This is a genomic window from Micromonospora sp. NPDC049201, assembly GCF_055586805.1.
Genome location: NZ_JBVJHM010000001.1, coordinates 51,881 through 68,605, shown reverse-complemented (window position 1 = coordinate 68,605; position 16,725 = coordinate 51,881). Strand labels below are relative to the sequence as shown.

Annotated in this window: 10 protein-coding genes; 4 read left to right on the top strand and 6 right to left on the bottom strand. The window is 74.2% G+C overall.

Annotated features, from left to right (window positions below; translation table 11 throughout):
• Nucleotides 1-39: 39 nt before the first annotated feature.
• The gene (locus tag ACZ6O5_RS00220; RefSeq protein ID WP_465973617.1) at nucleotides 40-1,065 is read right to left on the bottom strand and encodes a cupin-like domain-containing protein; all 1,026 of its coding nucleotides are present in this window, start codon (nucleotides 1,063-1,065) and stop codon (nucleotides 40-42) included.
• A complete protein-coding gene (locus tag ACZ6O5_RS00215; protein WP_465973615.1) occupies nucleotides 1,062-1,223 on the bottom strand; it encodes a hypothetical protein in 162 nt (53 codons plus the stop codon). Before ACZ6O5_RS00215 ends, ACZ6O5_RS00220 begins: the two co-directional genes overlap by 4 nt.
• 208 nt (nucleotides 1,224-1,431) lie before the next feature.
• Here ACZ6O5_RS00215 and ACZ6O5_RS00210 point away from each other — a divergent pair, with 208 nt between their 5' ends.
• From ACZ6O5_RS00210 to ACZ6O5_RS00200, 3 genes are all read left to right on the top strand, one after another.
• On the top strand, nucleotides 1,432-4,581 hold the full coding sequence (locus ACZ6O5_RS00210) for a hypothetical protein (protein ID WP_465973613.1): 3,150 nt from the start codon (nucleotides 1,432-1,434) through the stop codon (nucleotides 4,579-4,581).
• A 101-nt stretch (nucleotides 4,582-4,682) separates the two neighbouring features.
• The gene (locus ACZ6O5_RS00205; protein ID WP_465973612.1) at nucleotides 4,683-6,635 is read left to right on the top strand and encodes a sensor histidine kinase; all 1,953 of its coding nucleotides are present in this window, start codon (nucleotides 4,683-4,685) and stop codon (nucleotides 6,633-6,635) included.
• Nucleotides 6,632-7,315 carry a response regulator gene (locus ACZ6O5_RS00200; RefSeq protein ID WP_465973610.1) on the top strand — a complete coding sequence of 228 codons (684 nt, stop codon included), beginning with the start codon at nucleotides 6,632-6,634 and terminating at the stop codon, nucleotides 7,313-7,315. The genes ACZ6O5_RS00205 and ACZ6O5_RS00200 overlap by 4 nt, the downstream gene beginning before the upstream one ends.
• 49 nt (nucleotides 7,316-7,364) lie before the next feature.
• Here ACZ6O5_RS00200 and ACZ6O5_RS00195 read toward each other — a convergent pair whose 3' ends face one another.
• A complete protein-coding gene (locus ACZ6O5_RS00195) occupies nucleotides 7,365-9,323 on the bottom strand; it encodes a bifunctional aldolase/short-chain dehydrogenase (protein ID WP_465973608.1) in 1,959 nt (652 codons plus the stop codon).
• A gap of 28 nt (nucleotides 9,324-9,351) precedes the next feature.
• Nucleotides 9,352-10,362: an S-methyl-5-thioribose-1-phosphate isomerase gene (gene mtnA, locus ACZ6O5_RS00190; protein ID WP_465973606.1), complete on the bottom strand. Its 1,011-nt coding sequence runs from the start codon at nucleotides 10,360-10,362 to the stop codon at nucleotides 9,352-9,354.
• Nucleotides 10,363-10,922: 560 nt separating this feature from the next.
• Here mtnA and ACZ6O5_RS00185 point away from each other — a divergent pair.
• On the top strand, nucleotides 10,923-13,847 hold the full coding sequence (locus tag ACZ6O5_RS00185) for a helix-turn-helix transcriptional regulator (RefSeq protein ID WP_465973605.1): 2,925 nt from the start codon (nucleotides 10,923-10,925) through the stop codon (nucleotides 13,845-13,847).
• Here ACZ6O5_RS00185 and ACZ6O5_RS00180 read toward each other — a convergent pair.
• Together ACZ6O5_RS00180 and ACZ6O5_RS00175 are read right to left on the bottom strand one after the other, a co-directional pair.
• Complete coding sequence (locus ACZ6O5_RS00180) at nucleotides 13,834-14,535, bottom strand: flavin reductase family protein (protein WP_465973603.1); 702 nt, start codon at nucleotides 14,533-14,535, stop codon at nucleotides 13,834-13,836. The genes ACZ6O5_RS00185 and ACZ6O5_RS00180 overlap by 14 nt on opposite strands.
• Complete coding sequence (locus ACZ6O5_RS00175; RefSeq protein WP_465973602.1) at nucleotides 14,532-16,652, bottom strand: tetratricopeptide repeat protein; 2,121 nt, start codon at nucleotides 16,650-16,652, stop codon at nucleotides 14,532-14,534. Before ACZ6O5_RS00175 ends, ACZ6O5_RS00180 begins: the two co-directional genes overlap by 4 nt.
• Nucleotides 16,653-16,725: the final 73 nt, after the last annotated feature.

The following is a 16,725-nucleotide window of genomic DNA, read 5'->3' as shown; positions in this document are numbered from 1 at the left end:
GTGGACTGCCGGCGATTCGCGGCGATCGCCGCGTCGCCCTCACCGGTCGGCGCGGTCGGCGCCGAGGGCCGCGGGCGGGGTGGCCATCCGATGGTTCTGGCCGGGAACCCGGAAGTGGTGGAACGTGACGGTGGCGCTGAGGTCGAGCGCGTGCGCCCAGTGCCACCAGCCGACGGGAATGAGCAGCATCTGGCCCGGTTCGAGGATGGTCTCCAGCACGGTGGCCTCGGCGTAGCGGGGATGCCGGTCCAGGTCGGGCCGGGCCGCGTCCACCGCGCTGAACGTCCCGCCGCGCGGATAGACCAGGTGCCGCTGGTACGACGGGACCAGCCGGACGTGCTTGCGGCCGAGCACCTGGCAGAGCAGCACGGTGCTGGTGTCGATGTGCAGCGGGGTCACCGTGCCGGCGGGGCCGAGCAACAGGTGTCCCCCGCCGGCGGGGTCGACCAGGTGGTCCGGTGGCCGCACGTCCCCGGCGAGCGCCCGCAGCGGGCCGGTCCAGTTCTCGTTACGGGGCACCATGTAGTAGTCGTTGGTGCGCGTGCCGGAGCGCAGCAGCATCAGGTAGTCCCGGAACGGCATGGTGGTGCGGTGCCGGTCGTACTGCCAGGCGTGGTCGGGGTTGGCCTCCCGGCCGGTCATCACCTCGACCACGGCGTCCGGGCACCGGCGGGCCATCGCGTCCAGCGTCCAGTTCCGCGCCGGCCAGTCGGCCATCAGGCCGTCGAGGACGACCGGACGGTTGGCGTAGTAGTAGCGGCCGAAGAACTCCGCCGCGGTGAGGTCGGTGCGCCGTTCCAGCTCACGACCGCCGTCGTCGTCACGCAGCACCCGGTAGGTGTCGAGCACCGACTCCATCCAGTCGTAACGCAGCGCGAGCCGGCGGCAGACGGCGAAGTACGGGTGCGCGTCCAGGGCCGCCAGTTCCGCGTCGACGGCGTCAGGATCCGCGCCCGCGGCGACGGCCGCCGCCCGGGCCTGCCCGGCGGCGACCCCCATTGCCAGGTTCTCGGCGAGCCACTCCCGCCAGGCGGGAAGCAGGCCCGGTGCGGCGGCCACGGTCACCGGACGACCACCAGGCGCACCGGCGCCGTCGGCGCGGTCCCGTCCGTGCCGGCGGTGATCGGCGGCGGGGTGAGTCGGAGCGCGCGGGTGTACTCGCTGCACGTCGGGTAGGAGTTCTTCACGTGGGCCGGGATGTGGTCCGGCGAGGTGTCGGTCATGCCGCGTAGTCAATCGCCGCGCTGTCCCGGCCCACCAGGGACGCCGGTCCCGGCCGACCCGGGACGACGACACCTGACCGGACGGTGGAGGTCCCGCGTCCCGCCCGGATGGGACATCCACATCTGGCCGACGGGACGCCACCGGTCGCAGGCTGCGCTGCGCGTCCACCGACCCCCGGCGGACGCGGAGCGATCCGGAGGAAATCCAGTGGGTGTGATGGTGTGGGCTCCCCGCCGCCGACGGCGGTGGCGGGCGCTGGTGGCCGCGGTCGTGGCGGCGGTGGTGGTGATGTCGCCGACGCCGGCCGTGGCGGCGGAGGACCCGGTCGACTTCCAGGCGGCGAAGTTCCACGACGGCGTGTTCGCCGCCTATCTGCGGGCGCACAACGGTGGCGTCGCGGGCCTGAAGAACCTGGTGCTCACCGCCGAGCTGCTGGACTGGCGGGGGCACCACCCCGGCGCGTCCCGCGACGACGTGGTGCGGCACCTGGTCGCCACGCGGCAGGCGGTCGACGCGGCGGGCATCTCCGACACCACCGCCCGTACCACGTACGCCACCATGATCAAGGTGATCGACGCGCTGTCCGGCATCCCCGGGGTCAGCATCGGCGCGCCGATGGTCAAGGGGCTGCTGGACGCCACCGTCGGCGGCACGATCACCGCCTCGGCCGAGGTCGAGGACGCGGTGACCAGCGCCTACCAGAACTACCGGTGGATGGACGCGCTCTACGGGCAGCAGGAACGCGCGTGGGGCCAGCTCACCCGGGCGGCGGCCCAGGACGCGGACCTCGCGGCGGCCTGGGACGGGGAGATCGGCGCGCAGCTCAACGTGCGCGCCACCGCGACCACCGAGCAACTGCTCGCCGACCCGCTGCTCGCCTCCTTCGTCAACACCGAGGCGATCCTGGAGCACCTGGGCAACGAGCAGGCCTACCTGGCGGCGCTGCGCGCGCAGCTGAGCGGGGCACTGGACCAGGTCGCCGCGCAGAACTCGCAGATCATCGACAAGCTGGCCGCCGCGGACCTGAAGTATCCGGTCGGTCCCGGCCCGAAGCCGACGCCGCAGGACTACACGGCCGCGCTGGCCGAGGCCGCCAACCGGCAGGTGGCGATCGACGCCGCCGACTCCGCGGTGACGATCCTGGCCACACTCGCCGGGTTCGCCGACGCGAAGGCCGGCAAGGACGTGCTGGCGATCGGCAAGGCCGCGGTCGGCATCGCCACCGCGATCAACAAGTACCTGCCGACGGTGGCCGGGCTCAGCCTCAGCGACGCCATCGGGTCGCTGAGCACGGTGGTGCTCACCGGCAACGTGCTGGGCGCGGTGATGACGCTACTGCCGATCTTCATGGGTTCCGGCCCGAGCGAGCACGAGCTGGTGATGCAGGAGATCGGCAAGCTGCGCGAGCAGGTCGGCGAGCTGCGTACCGAGATGCACGAACGGTTCGACCGGGTGGAGGCGATGCTCTCGGCGATCTACGACGACGTCATGTCGGTCCTGCTGAAGATGCGCGACGACATCGGCGTCGTGATGCGCGACATCGAGGCGATCAAGCACCAGATCTACGGCCTGGAGACGAAGGTCGACCAGCTCAGCCTCTCGATGCAGGAGGCGCTGAAGAAGAACGCGCTCGCCGACGCCGAGTACGTCATCAACACCTTCGTCGGGTACAGGGCGCGCACCGGGCGTCCCCTCTCGGTGGCCCAGTACGACGAGACGGAGGGCAAGCTGTTCACCGCCGCCACCTCCACGGCCGCGGGCGCGCCCTTCGTCCTCACGCCGGCCGAGTGGTCGCAGTCCACGATCGAGCCGGTGAAGGTGCTCGACGAGAAGACCCCCTACGGCGCCATCGACTACCTGTCCTACCTGGCCCGGAAGTGGGATCCGGGGTATCCGGCCACCGTGAAGACGCCGCACGCCGGGGCCTGGACGATGGCGACCCGGCCGTTCACGGCGCTGGCGTTGGAGAACCCGACGCTGGCCGGCGACATGATCGGCGACGACTCCTTCGCCGCCCGGATCGGCCGCTCCGGCCAGCAGATCCTGGACGCCAGCAGCCGGTTCAGCCGGCCCACCGCGGACGGGCACCGCAACGCGTTGTTCACCGGCCTGGTGGAGAACTACAAGAGCGCGGTCAACGCCCAGTCCGCCGAGCTGCGCAAGCTGCGCGACGAGGCCACCGGCGGCGGCTACAACCCGTGGTACGGCCCGGACCAGGCGCCCCCGACGCGGCTGACCAACACCCGCTCGTACTGGACCGCCGCCAAGGAGCACAGCTACAACGCGGACGGCAAGATGTCGAGCTGCGACCCGGCGCACCAGCTACCTCGGGTGCGCATCCCGGCCAACGTGAACCTCGGCGACCTGCCGAACGCGTTCCAGCTGCTCAGCCACGGCACGAATCGGCAGTTCGAGCCGCACTACCAGATCTGTTACGACGCGGAGCTCGTCAACCACACGACCACCACCGGGCCGCGCGCCGAGATCACCAAGGCCGACCTCCAGTTGACCGTGCACGCGCAGATGAGCGTCAACCAGGGCGGCTTCTGGATGGACGTGCGGACCTGGCGCAACACCAGGAGCGCCGGCATCGTCTGCTCGTGGAGCACCCGGGACAACCCGCCCACCGGCTACTGCTACGACGAGGTCTACTACATGACCTACGACGACGAATCGGTGCACCTGCCGGCGTTCGAGACGGGTGCGCGCTCGGCCGACAACCCGGAGCGGCTGACCATCGCCCGTACGCTGGGCGACCGGATGTTGTGGGGCAAGCAGAAGCGCTACTACCAGTTGGTCAACCAGAGGTTCGGCGACCCGACCTCGGGGCTCCGCAAGGCCGGCAACAAGGTCACCGAGGCGTTCCGGCTGCTTCAGGCGTACACCAGGCTCGGCTTCCCGGTGGCGTTGGACTCCGACGCCTCGCTCAGCGGCTATCTGCTCGGCGGGAACCTGCTGCCGAGCGACTACCGCCACCCGGGCGCGCCGGTCGGGCGGGAACTGCCGGACACGCACATCGGTCGGGCGTACGAGGTGGCCGAGGCCGACTACGCGCCCTGCACCCAGGCGACACCGGGTGACCCGTGCCCGGAGTCGATCTCCGAGATCGACCCCCGGGTCGGGCAGACGCCCATCTTCAACACGGCGTGCTCGGGCGCGGACAGCCCGAACTCGCCAAACGAATACCTGGGCAACTGCATCCACGCGGTCGCCATCGAGCGGGCGGGTGAGCTGGCGGCGGTCTACGAGACGTACTCGCAGCGTCTCGCCGCGAACGTCTACCGGGAGCGGTTGCCCGATGTCGCCACCGTGGTCGACCAGCTCAGGGTCAGCGGCAAGGCCGTCGCGCAGAGCTGAACCCCCGGACGACGGGCCGGTCGCCACGACCGGCCCGTCGTCCGGCTCACGCCGTTCCGGTGGTCCCGCCGACGGCACCGGACTGACACAGTGGACCCGACATGTCGAACGCACCCGGGACGCGGCGGTGGGCCGCGCGGACCGTCCTCGCCCTCACCGCCCTGCTCAGCCTCGGCGCGGTCGCCGCCTGGTCCGTGGCGACTCCCCCGTTCACCGCCACCGGGCTCTACTCCCTCGTCGACCTGCTCGACGGCCTCGTCTACGGGGCGGTGGCCTGGCTGCTCCTCAGCCGGCAGCGCACCGGCAGCCGGCTGCCCGGTGTGATCGCCTGCGCGGCGGCGCTGGGCAGCGCGCTGTCCGCGTTCGTCGCCCAGTGGCAGCTCGCCGTCGGCGGGCCGCCGCTGCTGGCCGCCCTGCACCACACGGCCTGGGTGCCCGGCCTCTACGCACTCGTCGTGGTCATGCCCTGGTTGCTGCCTGACCGGCCCCTCGGCCGCCTCGACCGGCTCGCCGCCGCCACCGGTCTCGGCTACGTGGCGTTGACGACGGCCGTGCTCGCCACCGCGCCACCGCCGCTGGGTGCGCTCCCGCTACCGCCCGAGCTGCGCGCGGTTCGGGCCGCGCTGCTGCGACCGCTGGCGCCGGTCCTGCCGTACGCGCTGGTCTGTCTCGGTCTGCTGGCCTGCATCGGGTTGGCGTGGCGGTGGCGGCGCGGTCCCGCGCCGCAGCGCCACGGCCTCGGCTGGGCGACCGCCGGCAGCGCGCTGCTCACCCTCAGCTTCGCCACCTCCCTCCTGCCACCCGTCGTCCCCTCGACCGTGCCCGCGCTGCTGATGCTCGGCTCGCAGGCGTTCTTCCCGGCCGCGGTGGCGGTGGTGGTGCTACGCCAGCAGTTGTGGGGGCTGCGGGTGGCCGTGCGCCGCACCCTGGTCTGGTACCTGATGACCGCCGTGGTGATCGCCGGCTACTGTGCCGCGGTGGCCCTGCTCGACCGGTTGCTGCCGCGTGCCCTGCCGCTGCCGCAGCTCGTCGTGACCGCCGCGCTCGCGGCGGCCTTCCAGCCGATCCGCCAGGCGGTGCAGCGACGCGTGGACCGGCTCGTGCACGGCGAGGCACCCGAACCGCTGCTGCACCGGGTGGTGCACAGCGTCGGCACCACCACCGACATCGGCGCGACCATCGCCGCCGCACTGCGGCTGGCCGAGGTACGCATCACCGAGAACGACCCACCACCCCCACCCCACGACCACGGCCCTCCGGTCGCCGTGCCGCTGACCAGCGGCGACCGACTGGTCGGCTACCTGCACGCCTGGCCCCGGCCCGGCGAGCTGCTCGACGGCCGGACCCGTGAGTCGCTCGCCGTTCTCGCGCCGGTGGTCGCCGCCGTGGTGGACCTCGCCGGCACCAACCGGGACCTGGCCCGGTCGCGGCAACGGCTGGCCGAGGTACGCGACGAGGAGCGCCGCTCCCTGCGCCGGGACCTGCACGACGGCCTCGGCCCGGCGCTCAGCGGCATCGGGTTGGGGCTGGCCGCCACCCGCAACCTGCTGCGCCGCCACCCGGACCGGGCGGAGGACCTGCTGGACCGGTTGACCGACGAGCTGACCGCACGCGCGGCGGAGGTCCGGGAACTGGCACACGGTCTGCTGCCCCCGGTGCTCGCCGACGGCGGCCTGGGCCCCGCCCTGGACCTGCTCCGCGACCAGTACGCGCGGGCCGGTCTCCACGTCGTGGTGCGCGGACCGGCCGCCCTGGACCCGCTGCCGGAGCTGATCGCCACCGCCGCCTACGGCGTCACCGCCGAAGCGATCCGTAACGTACAGCGGCACGCCGGCGTGGACCGGTGCACCGTTTCGCTGGACCGGCTGCCCGACCTGTTACGCGTCACCGTCACCGACGACGGTCGGGGCGTGCCGGCCGGGCCCACCAACCACGGGGTCGGCCTGCATGCCATGCGGGAGCGGGCACAGGCGGTGGGTGCGACCCTGACCGTGCGACCGGCCGGGACCCGCGGCACCACCGTCTGCCTGACGATCCCCCTGGAGCGGCCGTGAGCGACAACCCGATCCGCGTCGTCGTGGTGGACGACCACCCGGTCTTCCGACTCGGCATGAGCGCGTTGCTCGACACTCTGGTCGGCATCGAGTGCGTCGGGGAGGCCGCCGACGCCGCCGACGCTCGCACCCTCGTCGCCCGGGTACGCCCCGACGTGGTGCTGATGGACCTGCACCTCGGCCAGGGCTCCGGGATCGAGGCGACCCGCCTGCTGCGCCGTGACCACCCGGCGGTCCGGGTCCTGGTGGTGAGCATGCTCAACGACGACGCCTCGCTGGTCGCCGCGCTGCGCGCCGGAGCGCGCGGCTACGTGCTGAAGGGCGCGTCGGCCGCCGACGTGGAGCGCGGCATCCGGGGCGTGGCGGGCGGCGACCTGGTCCTCGGCGCGCCGCTCGCCGACCGGGCGGGCGCGCTGCTCGGCGTCCGTGCCGACGCCCCGTTCCCGCAGCTCACCGACCGGGAACGCGAGATCCTGGTGCTGCTCGCCCGGGGCCTGGCGAACCCGATGATCGCGCACCGGCTCGGGCTGAGCGCCAAGACCGTGCGGAACAACGTCTCGGCGATCCTGGTCAAGCTGCACCTGGGCAGCCGGGCCGAGGCCATCGCCCTGGCCCGTGACCACGGGCTGGGCGCGCCCGGCCCCGCGGAGGCGCCACCGGTCGACGGCCGGCGCGCGTGACCCCCCGGCACACCGTCCCTCGGCAGACAGCCGACTGACGGTCGGTCCGTCAGATCACCCGCTCGTTCCCGCCGTCCACGCTGATCTGCGCCCCGGTGGTGGCCGCGAACGGCTCCCCGCAGAGGGTGGCGGCCAGCTCCCCCACCCGGGCGCTGGTGATCTCGGCGCCGAGCAGGTTCCGTCGCTTGTACTCCGCCACGGTCAGCCCGTAGTGCCGGGCCCGGGCGTCGAGCACCTCCGGGCTCCACAGCCCGGTGTCGAAGACCGCGTCGGGGTGCAACACGTTCACCCGGATGCCGTCGCCCGCCCATTCCAGCGCCGCCACCCGCGCCACCTGTGTCACCGCCGCCTTCGAGGCGGAGTAGGCGACCGCGCCGGGGCCGGGGGCGAGGGCGTTGCGGGAGGCGATCACCACCACCCGGCCGCCACGGGGCGCGAGCGCGAGCAGCGGGTGGGCCCGGCCGAACAGGTGGGCCACGGACTCCGCGTTGACCGCCATGGTGCGCTGCCACCCGGCCGGGTCCAGGTCGGCGATCGGCCGGCTCGGCGGGAAGATCCCGGCCGCCGCGACGACGATGTCCACCCCGCCGAAGCGGTCGACGGCGGTGTCCAGGGCGGCGTCCACGGCCGCGGCGTCGGTGACGTCGACGGTCAGGCCGAGGCGGGCCGGCCCGTCGGACGCGCCGACCGACGGGTCCCGGTCCAGGGCCACCACGCAGGCCCCGCGCGCCAGCAGCGCCTCGGCGCAGGCCCGGCCGATGCCGGAGGCCGCCCCGGTCACCACCGCCACCTCGCCGGCGAACTCCGGTGTCGGTCCGCCCCGCCGCAGCTTCGCCTGCTCCAGCTCCCAGTACTCCAGGTCGAAGATGTCCTCGGCCGGCAGCGCCCGGTAACCGTTGACCGCCTCGGCGGCCTCGATCACGTCGACCGTGTGCCGGTAGATGTCCCGGGCCATCAGCGTCTCGGCCGCCGACCTGCCGGCGGTGAGCATCCCCAGCTCCTTGTCGAGGATCACCCGTGGCGCCGGGTCGAGCATGGTCAGCGTGGTGCGGGCCCGGGAGCGGTGCTGCTCGACGTACCGGCGGTAGGCGTCGGCGTAGCCGGCCGGGTCGGTGCCGACCAGCGGGATCCGCTTGGTGCGCAGCACGTGGTCCGGGGTGACCGGGCCCCGGGTGGCGACCGCCGCCAGGTCGGGCCGGTCCAGGAAGGCCCGCACGGCCGGGTCCTCGTGGCGGCTGAGCAGCATCGGCGCGTCGGCCGTGGCGGAGACGTCCCGGCGCAGCCGGGCCAGCCGGACCCGGTCCACCGGCCGGGGCCGGACCGGCGCGACCGGGGGTCGGGGCAGACCGACCCGCTCCTCCGCCCGACTGATCAGGTCGATGTGCCGGCGGTACGCCTCCTCGGCGTCCGCGCCGAAGGTGAAGAGCCCGTGGTGCAGCAGCACCATGCCGACCGTCCCGGCGTGCGCGTGGGCCGGGTAGAGGTCCGCGCACCGCCGGGCCAGGTCGAACCCCGGCATCACGTACGGCACCACGACGACGCTGTCGCCGTAGAGTTCCTCGACCAGCCGCGCGCCGTCCGGCTGGTTGGTGAGCGCGAGCAGCGCGTCGGCGTGGCTGTGCAGCACGACCGGGTGCGGCAGCAGCGCGTGCAGCAGCGTCTCCACGCTCGGGTCCGGCGCCCGCGCGTCGAGCCGGGCACAGCGCAACTCGTTCATCATGTCGCTGTCGCCGAGGCGCTCCAGCCGCAGCAGCGCCCGCAGCCGCTCCAGCCGCAGCGCGGTGAACCCGGACGGGTCCATCGTCGCCAGGTCGGAGCCGCTGCCCTTGACGTGCAGCACCGCCACCGGCTCCCCGGTGAGGTCGGTGACCGTCGTCTTGACCGAGGTGTTCCCCCCGCCGTGCAGCACCAGGCCGGTGTCGGCCCCGAGCAGCCGGGACGCGTACACGAGTCGCGCGATCGGGGCGGAGCCGTCCGGGGCGTCGGCGGCGGACCAGCGGTTACGCATCGGGGTGTGCACTCCTCGGGTCGGTGGGTCAGCTCCGGCCGATGGGGTCGTCGGGGCGACCGCCGGCGGCCGGCAGGATGACCCGACGCTCGGTGACGATGGCGGTGACCAGGTCCGCCGGGGTCACGTCGAAGGCGTAGTTGAGCGTGCCGGTGCCCTTCGGGGCCAGCGCCACCGCCCCCAGGGCGGTGATCTCCTCGGGGTCGCGGACCTCGATGTGCACGTCCCGGCCGGACGGCGTGGCGAGGTCCACGGTGGACTCCGGGGCGGCGACCACCATCGGCACCCCGGCCCGGGCCGCCGCCAGCGCCAGCGGGTACGTGCCCACCTTGTTGATCACGTCGCCGTTGGCGGTGATCCGGTCCGCGCCCACCACCACCGCGTCGACCCGGCCCTGGGCGAGCACCGACGCGGCGGCCGAGTCCACCACCAGGGTGTGCGCCGCGCCCATCTGGGCCAGCTCCCACACGGTCAGCCGGGCGCCCTGGAGCAGCGGGCGGGTCTCCGAGGCGTACACGTGGGTGAGCGCGCCGTGCTCCTGGAGGGACCGGACGACCCCGAGGGCGGTGCCCCACTCGACGGTGGCCAGCGCGCCGGCGTTGCAGTGCGTCTGCACGGCCACCTGCGGTCCGACGGTGTCGACCAACCAGCGGGCGCCGCGTTCGCTGAGTTCCCGGCAGCAGCGGACGTCCTCCGCCAGCACGGTCAGGGCCTCGGCGAGGGCCGCCTCGGCGCCCTCGGCGTCGAGGCGGGCGCGGACCCGGTCGACGCCCCAGGCGAGGTTGACCGCGGTGGGGCGGGCGGCGCGGAGCGCGTCGACGGCCTGGCGCAGCTCGGTCGGGTCCGGGTGTCGTCGGGCGGCGAGCGCCACGCCGAGCGCCCCGGCGACGCCGATCGCGGGCGCGCCCCGGATCGCCAGGGACCGGATCGCGGCGATCAGGTCCTCGACGGTGTCGATCTCCAGGAACTCGACCTCGTGTGGCAGCCGGGTCTGGTCGATCGCGACGATCCGGTCGTCCCGCCAGTCGATGGTCCGCATCCGTACCCCTCACCGCCCGGGTTGCCGATCATACGTCGAACACAGCAGGAGAGTTCCCCACGAATCGAGAGCTGTCAACAGCTCGTGCCGGACCCCGCACGCAGCGATGTTCCCGCCGGCCCGCGACCGCGACCTCCTCCGGGCCCGGCCGGGGCACCCCGGCCGGACAGCTTTGCGGAAATGGTTCCCGCCCCGGCGAATCGCTCTGTTCGCCGCCATACGGCGACACTCCTTTCAAAAGCACCGGCACAGACCATTCATCGCGCAATCCGCTTTGTTCGACGACCCGCCGCCGCGCCATGACAGCACATCAGCGAAAACCGCCAAAGTGGATCATAAGCGGGAAATTGTGTGACCCAGCGCACTCCCGTGAACACGGCCGGTGCGTCAACCGGGAGATCCAAAGAAAAACACAAGACTGTAAATTCGTTGCGATCCTTCTTAAGCTGACCGTTCCCGGAACCGCCGGTCCCGGTTCCCACGACCCCGGTCGGATATGTGTCACGACGCTTCGAGGGTGACCAGGCGTTCCGTTCTTGTTCCGAGACAGGGGAGGTGCCATGCTCGCCGGGAGTAATTGTTCACTGCCCGTCCTGGTCGCCCGCGACCACCAGCGGGACCTGCTGCACGCGGCGGTGGACCGGGCCCGGCAGGGGCTCGGCGGCTGCGTCTTCCTGGTCGGCGAGGACGGCACGGGCAAGACCCGGCTGGTCCTGGAGGCCGTCCGTCGGGCCTGGCAGTCCGGCATGTCGGTGCTGCCGGGGCGCGCGGGCAGCACGGGACCCGTCGTGCCGCTGCGCCCCCTCACCGAGGCCCTGGCGCACCTGTCCCGCAGCGAACCCATCCTGGAGCATCCCCGCCTGCGCCCCTACCGGTCCACGCTGGGCGGGCTGCTCCCCGAGTACCGCTCCCCCGACGCCGCTCCGGCGCCGACCTCGCCGGTGCTCCTCGGCGAGGCGGTGCTGCGGCTGCTGTCGGTCGCGGGCGCCGAGCGCGGCTGCCTGTTGGCGCTCGAGGACCTGCACGACAGCGACCGCAGGACGCTGACGGTGGTGGAGTACCTGGCCGACAACGTCGTCCACCAGGGCACCCTGTTGCTCGCGACGGTGCGGCAGGGACCGGGGCCGGCATGGGACCTGACCCAGTCGCTCGGCCGGCGGTGCCGCGGCGCGGTCCTGCCGCTGGACCCGCTGGACCCACCGGCGGTCCGCCTGCTCGCGGCGTCCCGGCTGCGGCTGTTCCCCCACCAGGTGCCGGAGGCGGTCGTGACCCGGCTCTGCCGGGACAGCGCCGGCAACCCGTTCCTCGCCACCGAACTGCTACAGGCCATGGTGGACAGCGGCGCCCTCGTCGTGCACCCGGGCGGGTGCCGGCTGGTCGACGAGGTCCCCACCGCCGTGCCGTCGAGCGTCCGGCACACCGTCGCCGGCCAGGCGACCCGGCTCGGGCCCGCCGGCCGGCGCCTGCTCACCGCCGCGGCCGTGATCGGCGAACGGTTCCCCATCTCGGTGCTCGGGCAGGCCCTGCGGCTGGGCCAGGACGATCTGCTCCGACACGTACGCGCGGCGGTCACCGCCGGGCTGGTCGTGCCCGGCCCCGACGACCACGACTGGTACGCCTTCCGCAACCCGACCACCGCCCTGGCGCTGCTCGACCTGCTCACCCCGGCCGATCGGGCCGTCCTGGCACAGCAGGCGACCGAGGCGGTGCACGAGCTGCACCCGGAGCTGGCGGGGGGCTGGTGCGCGTTCGCCGCCCGCCTGGCCGACCGGGGCGGCGACCCGGCGCGGGCGGCCCGGCTGCTGGCCCTCGCCGGCCGCCGGTCGCTCGCCACGGGCCGGCTGCACGCGGCCGTCGAGACCCTGGAACAGGCGTGGCGACTCGCCGAGACCGCCCCGGACGCCCCGCTGCGCGCCGAGGTGCTGCACGAGCTGCTCTGCGCGCTGGTGGAGACGGGCGACGCCGAACGCGGGCTGCGGCTCCTCGACAGCCTCGACGACCTCTGCCACCCGGGCGTCCCGCCCGAACGGCTGGCCGGCGTGCACGCGCAGCTCGCCCGGCTGGCCGGCCTTGCCGGGCGGTGGGCCGACGCGGTCGTCCAACTGGAGACGGCCCGGGCGGTGCTCGGCCCGGACGCCCCCGGACCGCAGACCGCGTACCTCGACGCGGTCGCGGCCCACCTCGCGGTCGGCGCGCCCGACCAGGCGGTCCGGCTCGCCGAGCGGGCGGTGGACGAGGCCGAGCAGGCCGGACTGCCGGCGGTGGCCTGTCTCGGCTGGCAGGTCCGTGGCCTGCTGGCCCGCCGGCGGGAGACCGACGAGGCGCAGACGTGCTTCCTCCGGATCCGGCAGCTCGCCGACCGCCACCACCTGCCGCTGTGGCGGGCTCGGGCCACCCTGCTGCTCGCCGAGCACCAGTGGTTGCTCACCGGTGACGCCGACGCCCTGCACCACAGCGCGGAACGGAACGGACGGCGCGGCTCCCCGGCGCTGCGCCACACCGGGCACGCCCTGCTCGCCTGGCACCACGCGCTGCGGGGCCGGTACGACGAGGCGGAGCGCCTGGTCGCCGTGAGCGAGGCGGAGGCGGGGCGGCTGGGACTGCGCGACGTGCTGGTCCGGTCGTCGCTGGTCCGCGCGATCTGCGCCGGGCACCGGGGCCGGCGGCCGGAGCTGGACGAGGCGCTTGTCGACCTGCGGAGCCACGGGGACACCGGCTCGCCGTACCTGGCGCTGGCGCACGGGATGGCGTACGCGGTCTGCGCGCTGCTGGAGGAGGACCCGGACCGGGCGCGCGACGAGCTGGCCCGCGCGGCCCGGTACGACGCGGACCGGCCGGCGCCCTATCCGCTTGCCGGCGAGCACGGGCTGGGGTTGCTGCTGGACGTGTTGGACGGTGAGGCGAGCTGGTGTCGCGGGCGCACGACGAGCGGCAGCGACGCGGGTCGCCTGCACTGGAACCGGCAGTTCGGGTCGCTCGCCGAAGCTGTCCTGCTGGGCCGGCAGGGCCGGCGCGAGGAGGCCGCGGCGGCGGTGGCGGCGGTACGACGGGACCCGCACGCGCACCCGATCGCCGTCCACCTCGGCCTGCGTCTCGTCGCGGGGGCGGCCCGGACGGACCGCTGGGGAGACCCGGTCGCCTGGCTGCGCCAGGCCGAGGAGCACTTCCGCCAGGCCGGGCTCGGGGCGCCCGCCCGGGCCTGCCGGGCCGAGCTGCGCCGGTGCGGCGTGGTGGTGCCGCACCGCCGCGACACCAGTAGGGTGCCACCGCCGCTGCGGCTCAAGGGGGTGACCGAGCGGGAGTACGAAGTCCTCGAACTGATGGCGGACTGGTCCGACAACCGCAGCATCGCCAACGAGCTCTTCATCTCCCCGCGCACCGTGGAGAAGCACGTGGCGAGCCTGATCGCCAAGACCGAGCAGACGAACCGGGCGGCCCTCAACCGGTACGCCGCCCGGTTCCGCGATCGCGTCAATCCGGACTGACCGCCCGGTACCCTCCGCCGAAGAGGACGGCCGGCTCCACGCCCGCGCGGCTCTCGCACCAGTACGGCGCCCCCAGCACCAGCGCGTGGTCGGCGACCGCGATCACCTGGCTCACGGTGCAGACCGCGACCGCCAGCGCGCCGTCGAGCAGCGGCAACCCGTCCCGGTCGCGGTACGGCACCCCGGCGAAACGGTCCGGCACGTGGCCGGCGAACTGGTTGGCCAGGTGGCACTGCCGCCGGTTCAGCAGGTTCACCGCGAACCCGCCCTCGGCGGTGAGCGCGGCCAGCGTGCGGCTGGCCCGCCCGAGCGAGACGAGCAGCAGGGGCGGGCTCAGCGACACGGAGGTGAACGCGTTGACCGTGCAGCCGACCGGCCGGCCGTCGGCGTGACTGGTGACCACGGCGACGCCGGTGGCCCAGTTACGCATGAACTCGCGCAGCAGCGGGCCGCTGACGCCGCCGAGCCGGGCCGGTTCGGCGGCCCGGTTGCCGGCGGGCGCGGACGGGCCGGTGCCCGGGTCACCGGCGGGCGCGGGCGGGGGCGCGTCGCCCACCGGGAATCGGTCGGCGGCCCCGACGGACGGGGAGCGGTCGGCGGCCCCGACGGACGGGTGGGACGCGTCGGGCTGCGCCCCGGCGCGCGGCCCGACCGCTGTCGAGTCCCTGATCGAGGCCGTGGTGGTCATCGCGCGCCGGCCAGGTCCAGCCGCTCGGCCGTGCCGGCCGTCTCGTCGGCCCGGGCGGCCTCGGTGTCCCCGAGTTCCGCGTGACACCGGGCCCGCTGGCTCAGCAGCTCACCCCGGTCGGCCCCGGGCAGGTCCAACGCGCGGCTGTAGTCGGCCACCGCGTCGGCCCAGCGGCCCGACGCCTGGTGGACGAAGCCCCGGTTGTACCACAGGTCCGGGTTGTCGGGCTCGACCGCCAGCGCCGCGGTCAGGTCCGCGACCGCGGTGGCGTGGTCCCCGCCGTCGAAGGCGAGGGCGGCCCGGCTGGCCAACGCGGCAACCAGTTCCGGGTCGGCCCGCAGCGCCGCGTCGAACTGCCGCCACGCCTGCGCCCGGTCGCCGTCGGCCAGCGCGAGCACGCCACGCAACTGCCGCAGGCGGGGCTCGTCGGGATGCCGCAGCAGTCCTTCGTCCAGGTGTGGGCGGGCGTCGTCGAGCAGCCCGTCGTCGAGCAGCAGGCTGACGAGGTTCACCCGGGCGTCCACCTGGTCCGGCTCCAGCTCGACGACGTAACCGAAGTCGGCCACCGCGCCGGCCAGGTCGCCCAGCTCGGTCCGGATGTCCGCCCGGTTGTAGTACAGCTCGTAGAACGGCGGCGACAGGCTGATCGCGGTGTCGCAGTCGGCGACGGCGCCGGCCAGGTCGCCCAGCCGCCGCCGCACGTCGGCCCGGTCGAAGTAGTAGTCGGCGTAGTTCGGATCCAGCTCGATCACCTTCGTCAGGTCGGCCAGCGCCTCGTCCAGCCGGCCGAGCGCGAGGTACGCCTTGCCCCGGTTGTGCACCAGCACCGACCGGTGCAGTCGGTGCTTGTCGCCGGGCAGCTCCTGGTCGAGCCGGCGCAGCCCCTCGTCGACCAGCCGCAGCGCCGCCGGCAGCCGACCCAACCGCATCTCGATCAGCGCCAGACCGTTGTTCTGGAACACCGAGTGGAAGGCCCGCTTCTCCAGGTCGGGCAGGAGCGAGGCGATCGCGATGGAGTTGTTGATGTAGCCCCGGGCCAGATGGTGGTCCCGCAGCTCGTCGGGGTGGAACCGGGTGTAGAGCATCGCCAGCGCGTACCCGGTGGACATCTGCAGCTCCGGGTCGGCGTACCGGCTGCGCAGGTCCAGGTAGGTCGGTTCCGCCTCCACGGTGCGCCCGAGCACCACCATCGCCGAGCTGGCCCGGGTGCTCAGCAGCCAGAACCGTTGCATCTGGGTCTCCGGGTCCACGATCGCCCGGCCGCGGGTCCCGTAGTCGATCACCGCGTGGTAGTAGCCCATCGCGCCGCAGTGCCGGGCCGCCTCGTAGAGCGCGTCCGCGCCGGCGCCGGCCGGATCACTGCCGCGCTCCAGGTGCCACGGGATCGCGCCCAGCTCCAGGCTCCACTCGTCGCGCTCGCGCAGCCGCGCCGCGCGCGCGTCGTGCAGCCGTACCCGCTGGTCCGCGTCCGTCTGCTCGTACGCGGCCAGCTCCGCCGGGTCGGTGGAGGTGCCGTCCGCGTCGACGTACGCCTGCGCCAGCTCCTCAGGGTCGCGGCCGGCGGCGGGGCCGGGCCGGGGCAGGTCCGGCAGCCGGGTCGCGTACCGCTCGAGCGCGGCGGACAGCTCGGGCTCCAGAGGGCCGCCGTCGGTGCCGATGGTCACCCGCACCCGGTCCGGCCGGACCCGACGCAGGAAGATGGCGAGGAACTCCTGGTCCGTCGGGTCCGCCTGATCCACCCGGTCGAACGCCACCCGCAGCGGCAGCCGGCCGGTGGCGGCGGCGTGGCCGGCGACGAACTCGGTCGCCCCGTGCGCCAGCCGCCGGGTCCGGTTGGCCGGGTAGATCCGGGTCCGCTCCTCGGGTACGGCGAGGGAGGTGAGGGTCTCGGGCGCGGCGTCGATCGCGCCCCGCAGCTCCGGCGCGGCGGAGAGGATCTCGGTCAGGTGCCGGCGGACCAGGTCGGGCCGGCGCTCGTAGGTCTCCGGCACGATCAGCCGCAGCAGGCTGCCCAGCCCGGTGTACGGACCCCGCAGGCCCCGGTGCGCGTCGACCGCGAGATCGGCCCGCTCGCCGTCGGCCGGCGACGGCCCCACCCGCCATTGGTGTGCAGTCATGCCTTGCTCCTCGGTTGGGATGGGTCCGGCGGCGCGGTGGCCGTCGTGGACGGTCGTGGTGGGCGGGCGGGCG

Bases quoted from the DNA above. Each gene is read 5' to 3' on its own strand.
- ACZ6O5_RS00215 (WP_465973615.1), bottom strand. From the start codon at position 1,223: ATGACCGACACCTCGCCGGACCACATCCCGGCCCACGTGAAGAACTCC.
- ACZ6O5_RS00205 (WP_465973612.1), top strand. From the start codon at position 4,683: ATGTCGAACGCACCCGGGACGCGGCGGTGGGCCGCGCGGACCGTCCTC.
- ACZ6O5_RS00195 (WP_465973608.1), bottom strand. From the start codon at position 9,323: ATGCGTAACCGCTGGTCCGCCGCCGACGCCCCGGACGGCTCCGCCCCG.
- mtnA (WP_465973606.1), bottom strand. From the start codon at position 10,362: ATGCGGACCATCGACTGGCGGGACGACCGGATCGTCGCGATCGACCAG.
- ACZ6O5_RS00185 (WP_465973605.1), top strand. From the start codon at position 10,923: ATGCTCGCCGGGAGTAATTGTTCACTGCCCGTCCTGGTCGCCCGCGAC.
- ACZ6O5_RS00180 (WP_465973603.1), bottom strand. From the start codon at position 14,535: ATGACCACCACGGCCTCGATCAGGGACTCGACAGCGGTCGGGCCGCGC.
- ACZ6O5_RS00175 (WP_465973602.1), bottom strand. From the start codon at position 16,652: ATGACTGCACACCAATGGCGGGTGGGGCCGTCGCCGGCCGACGGCGAG.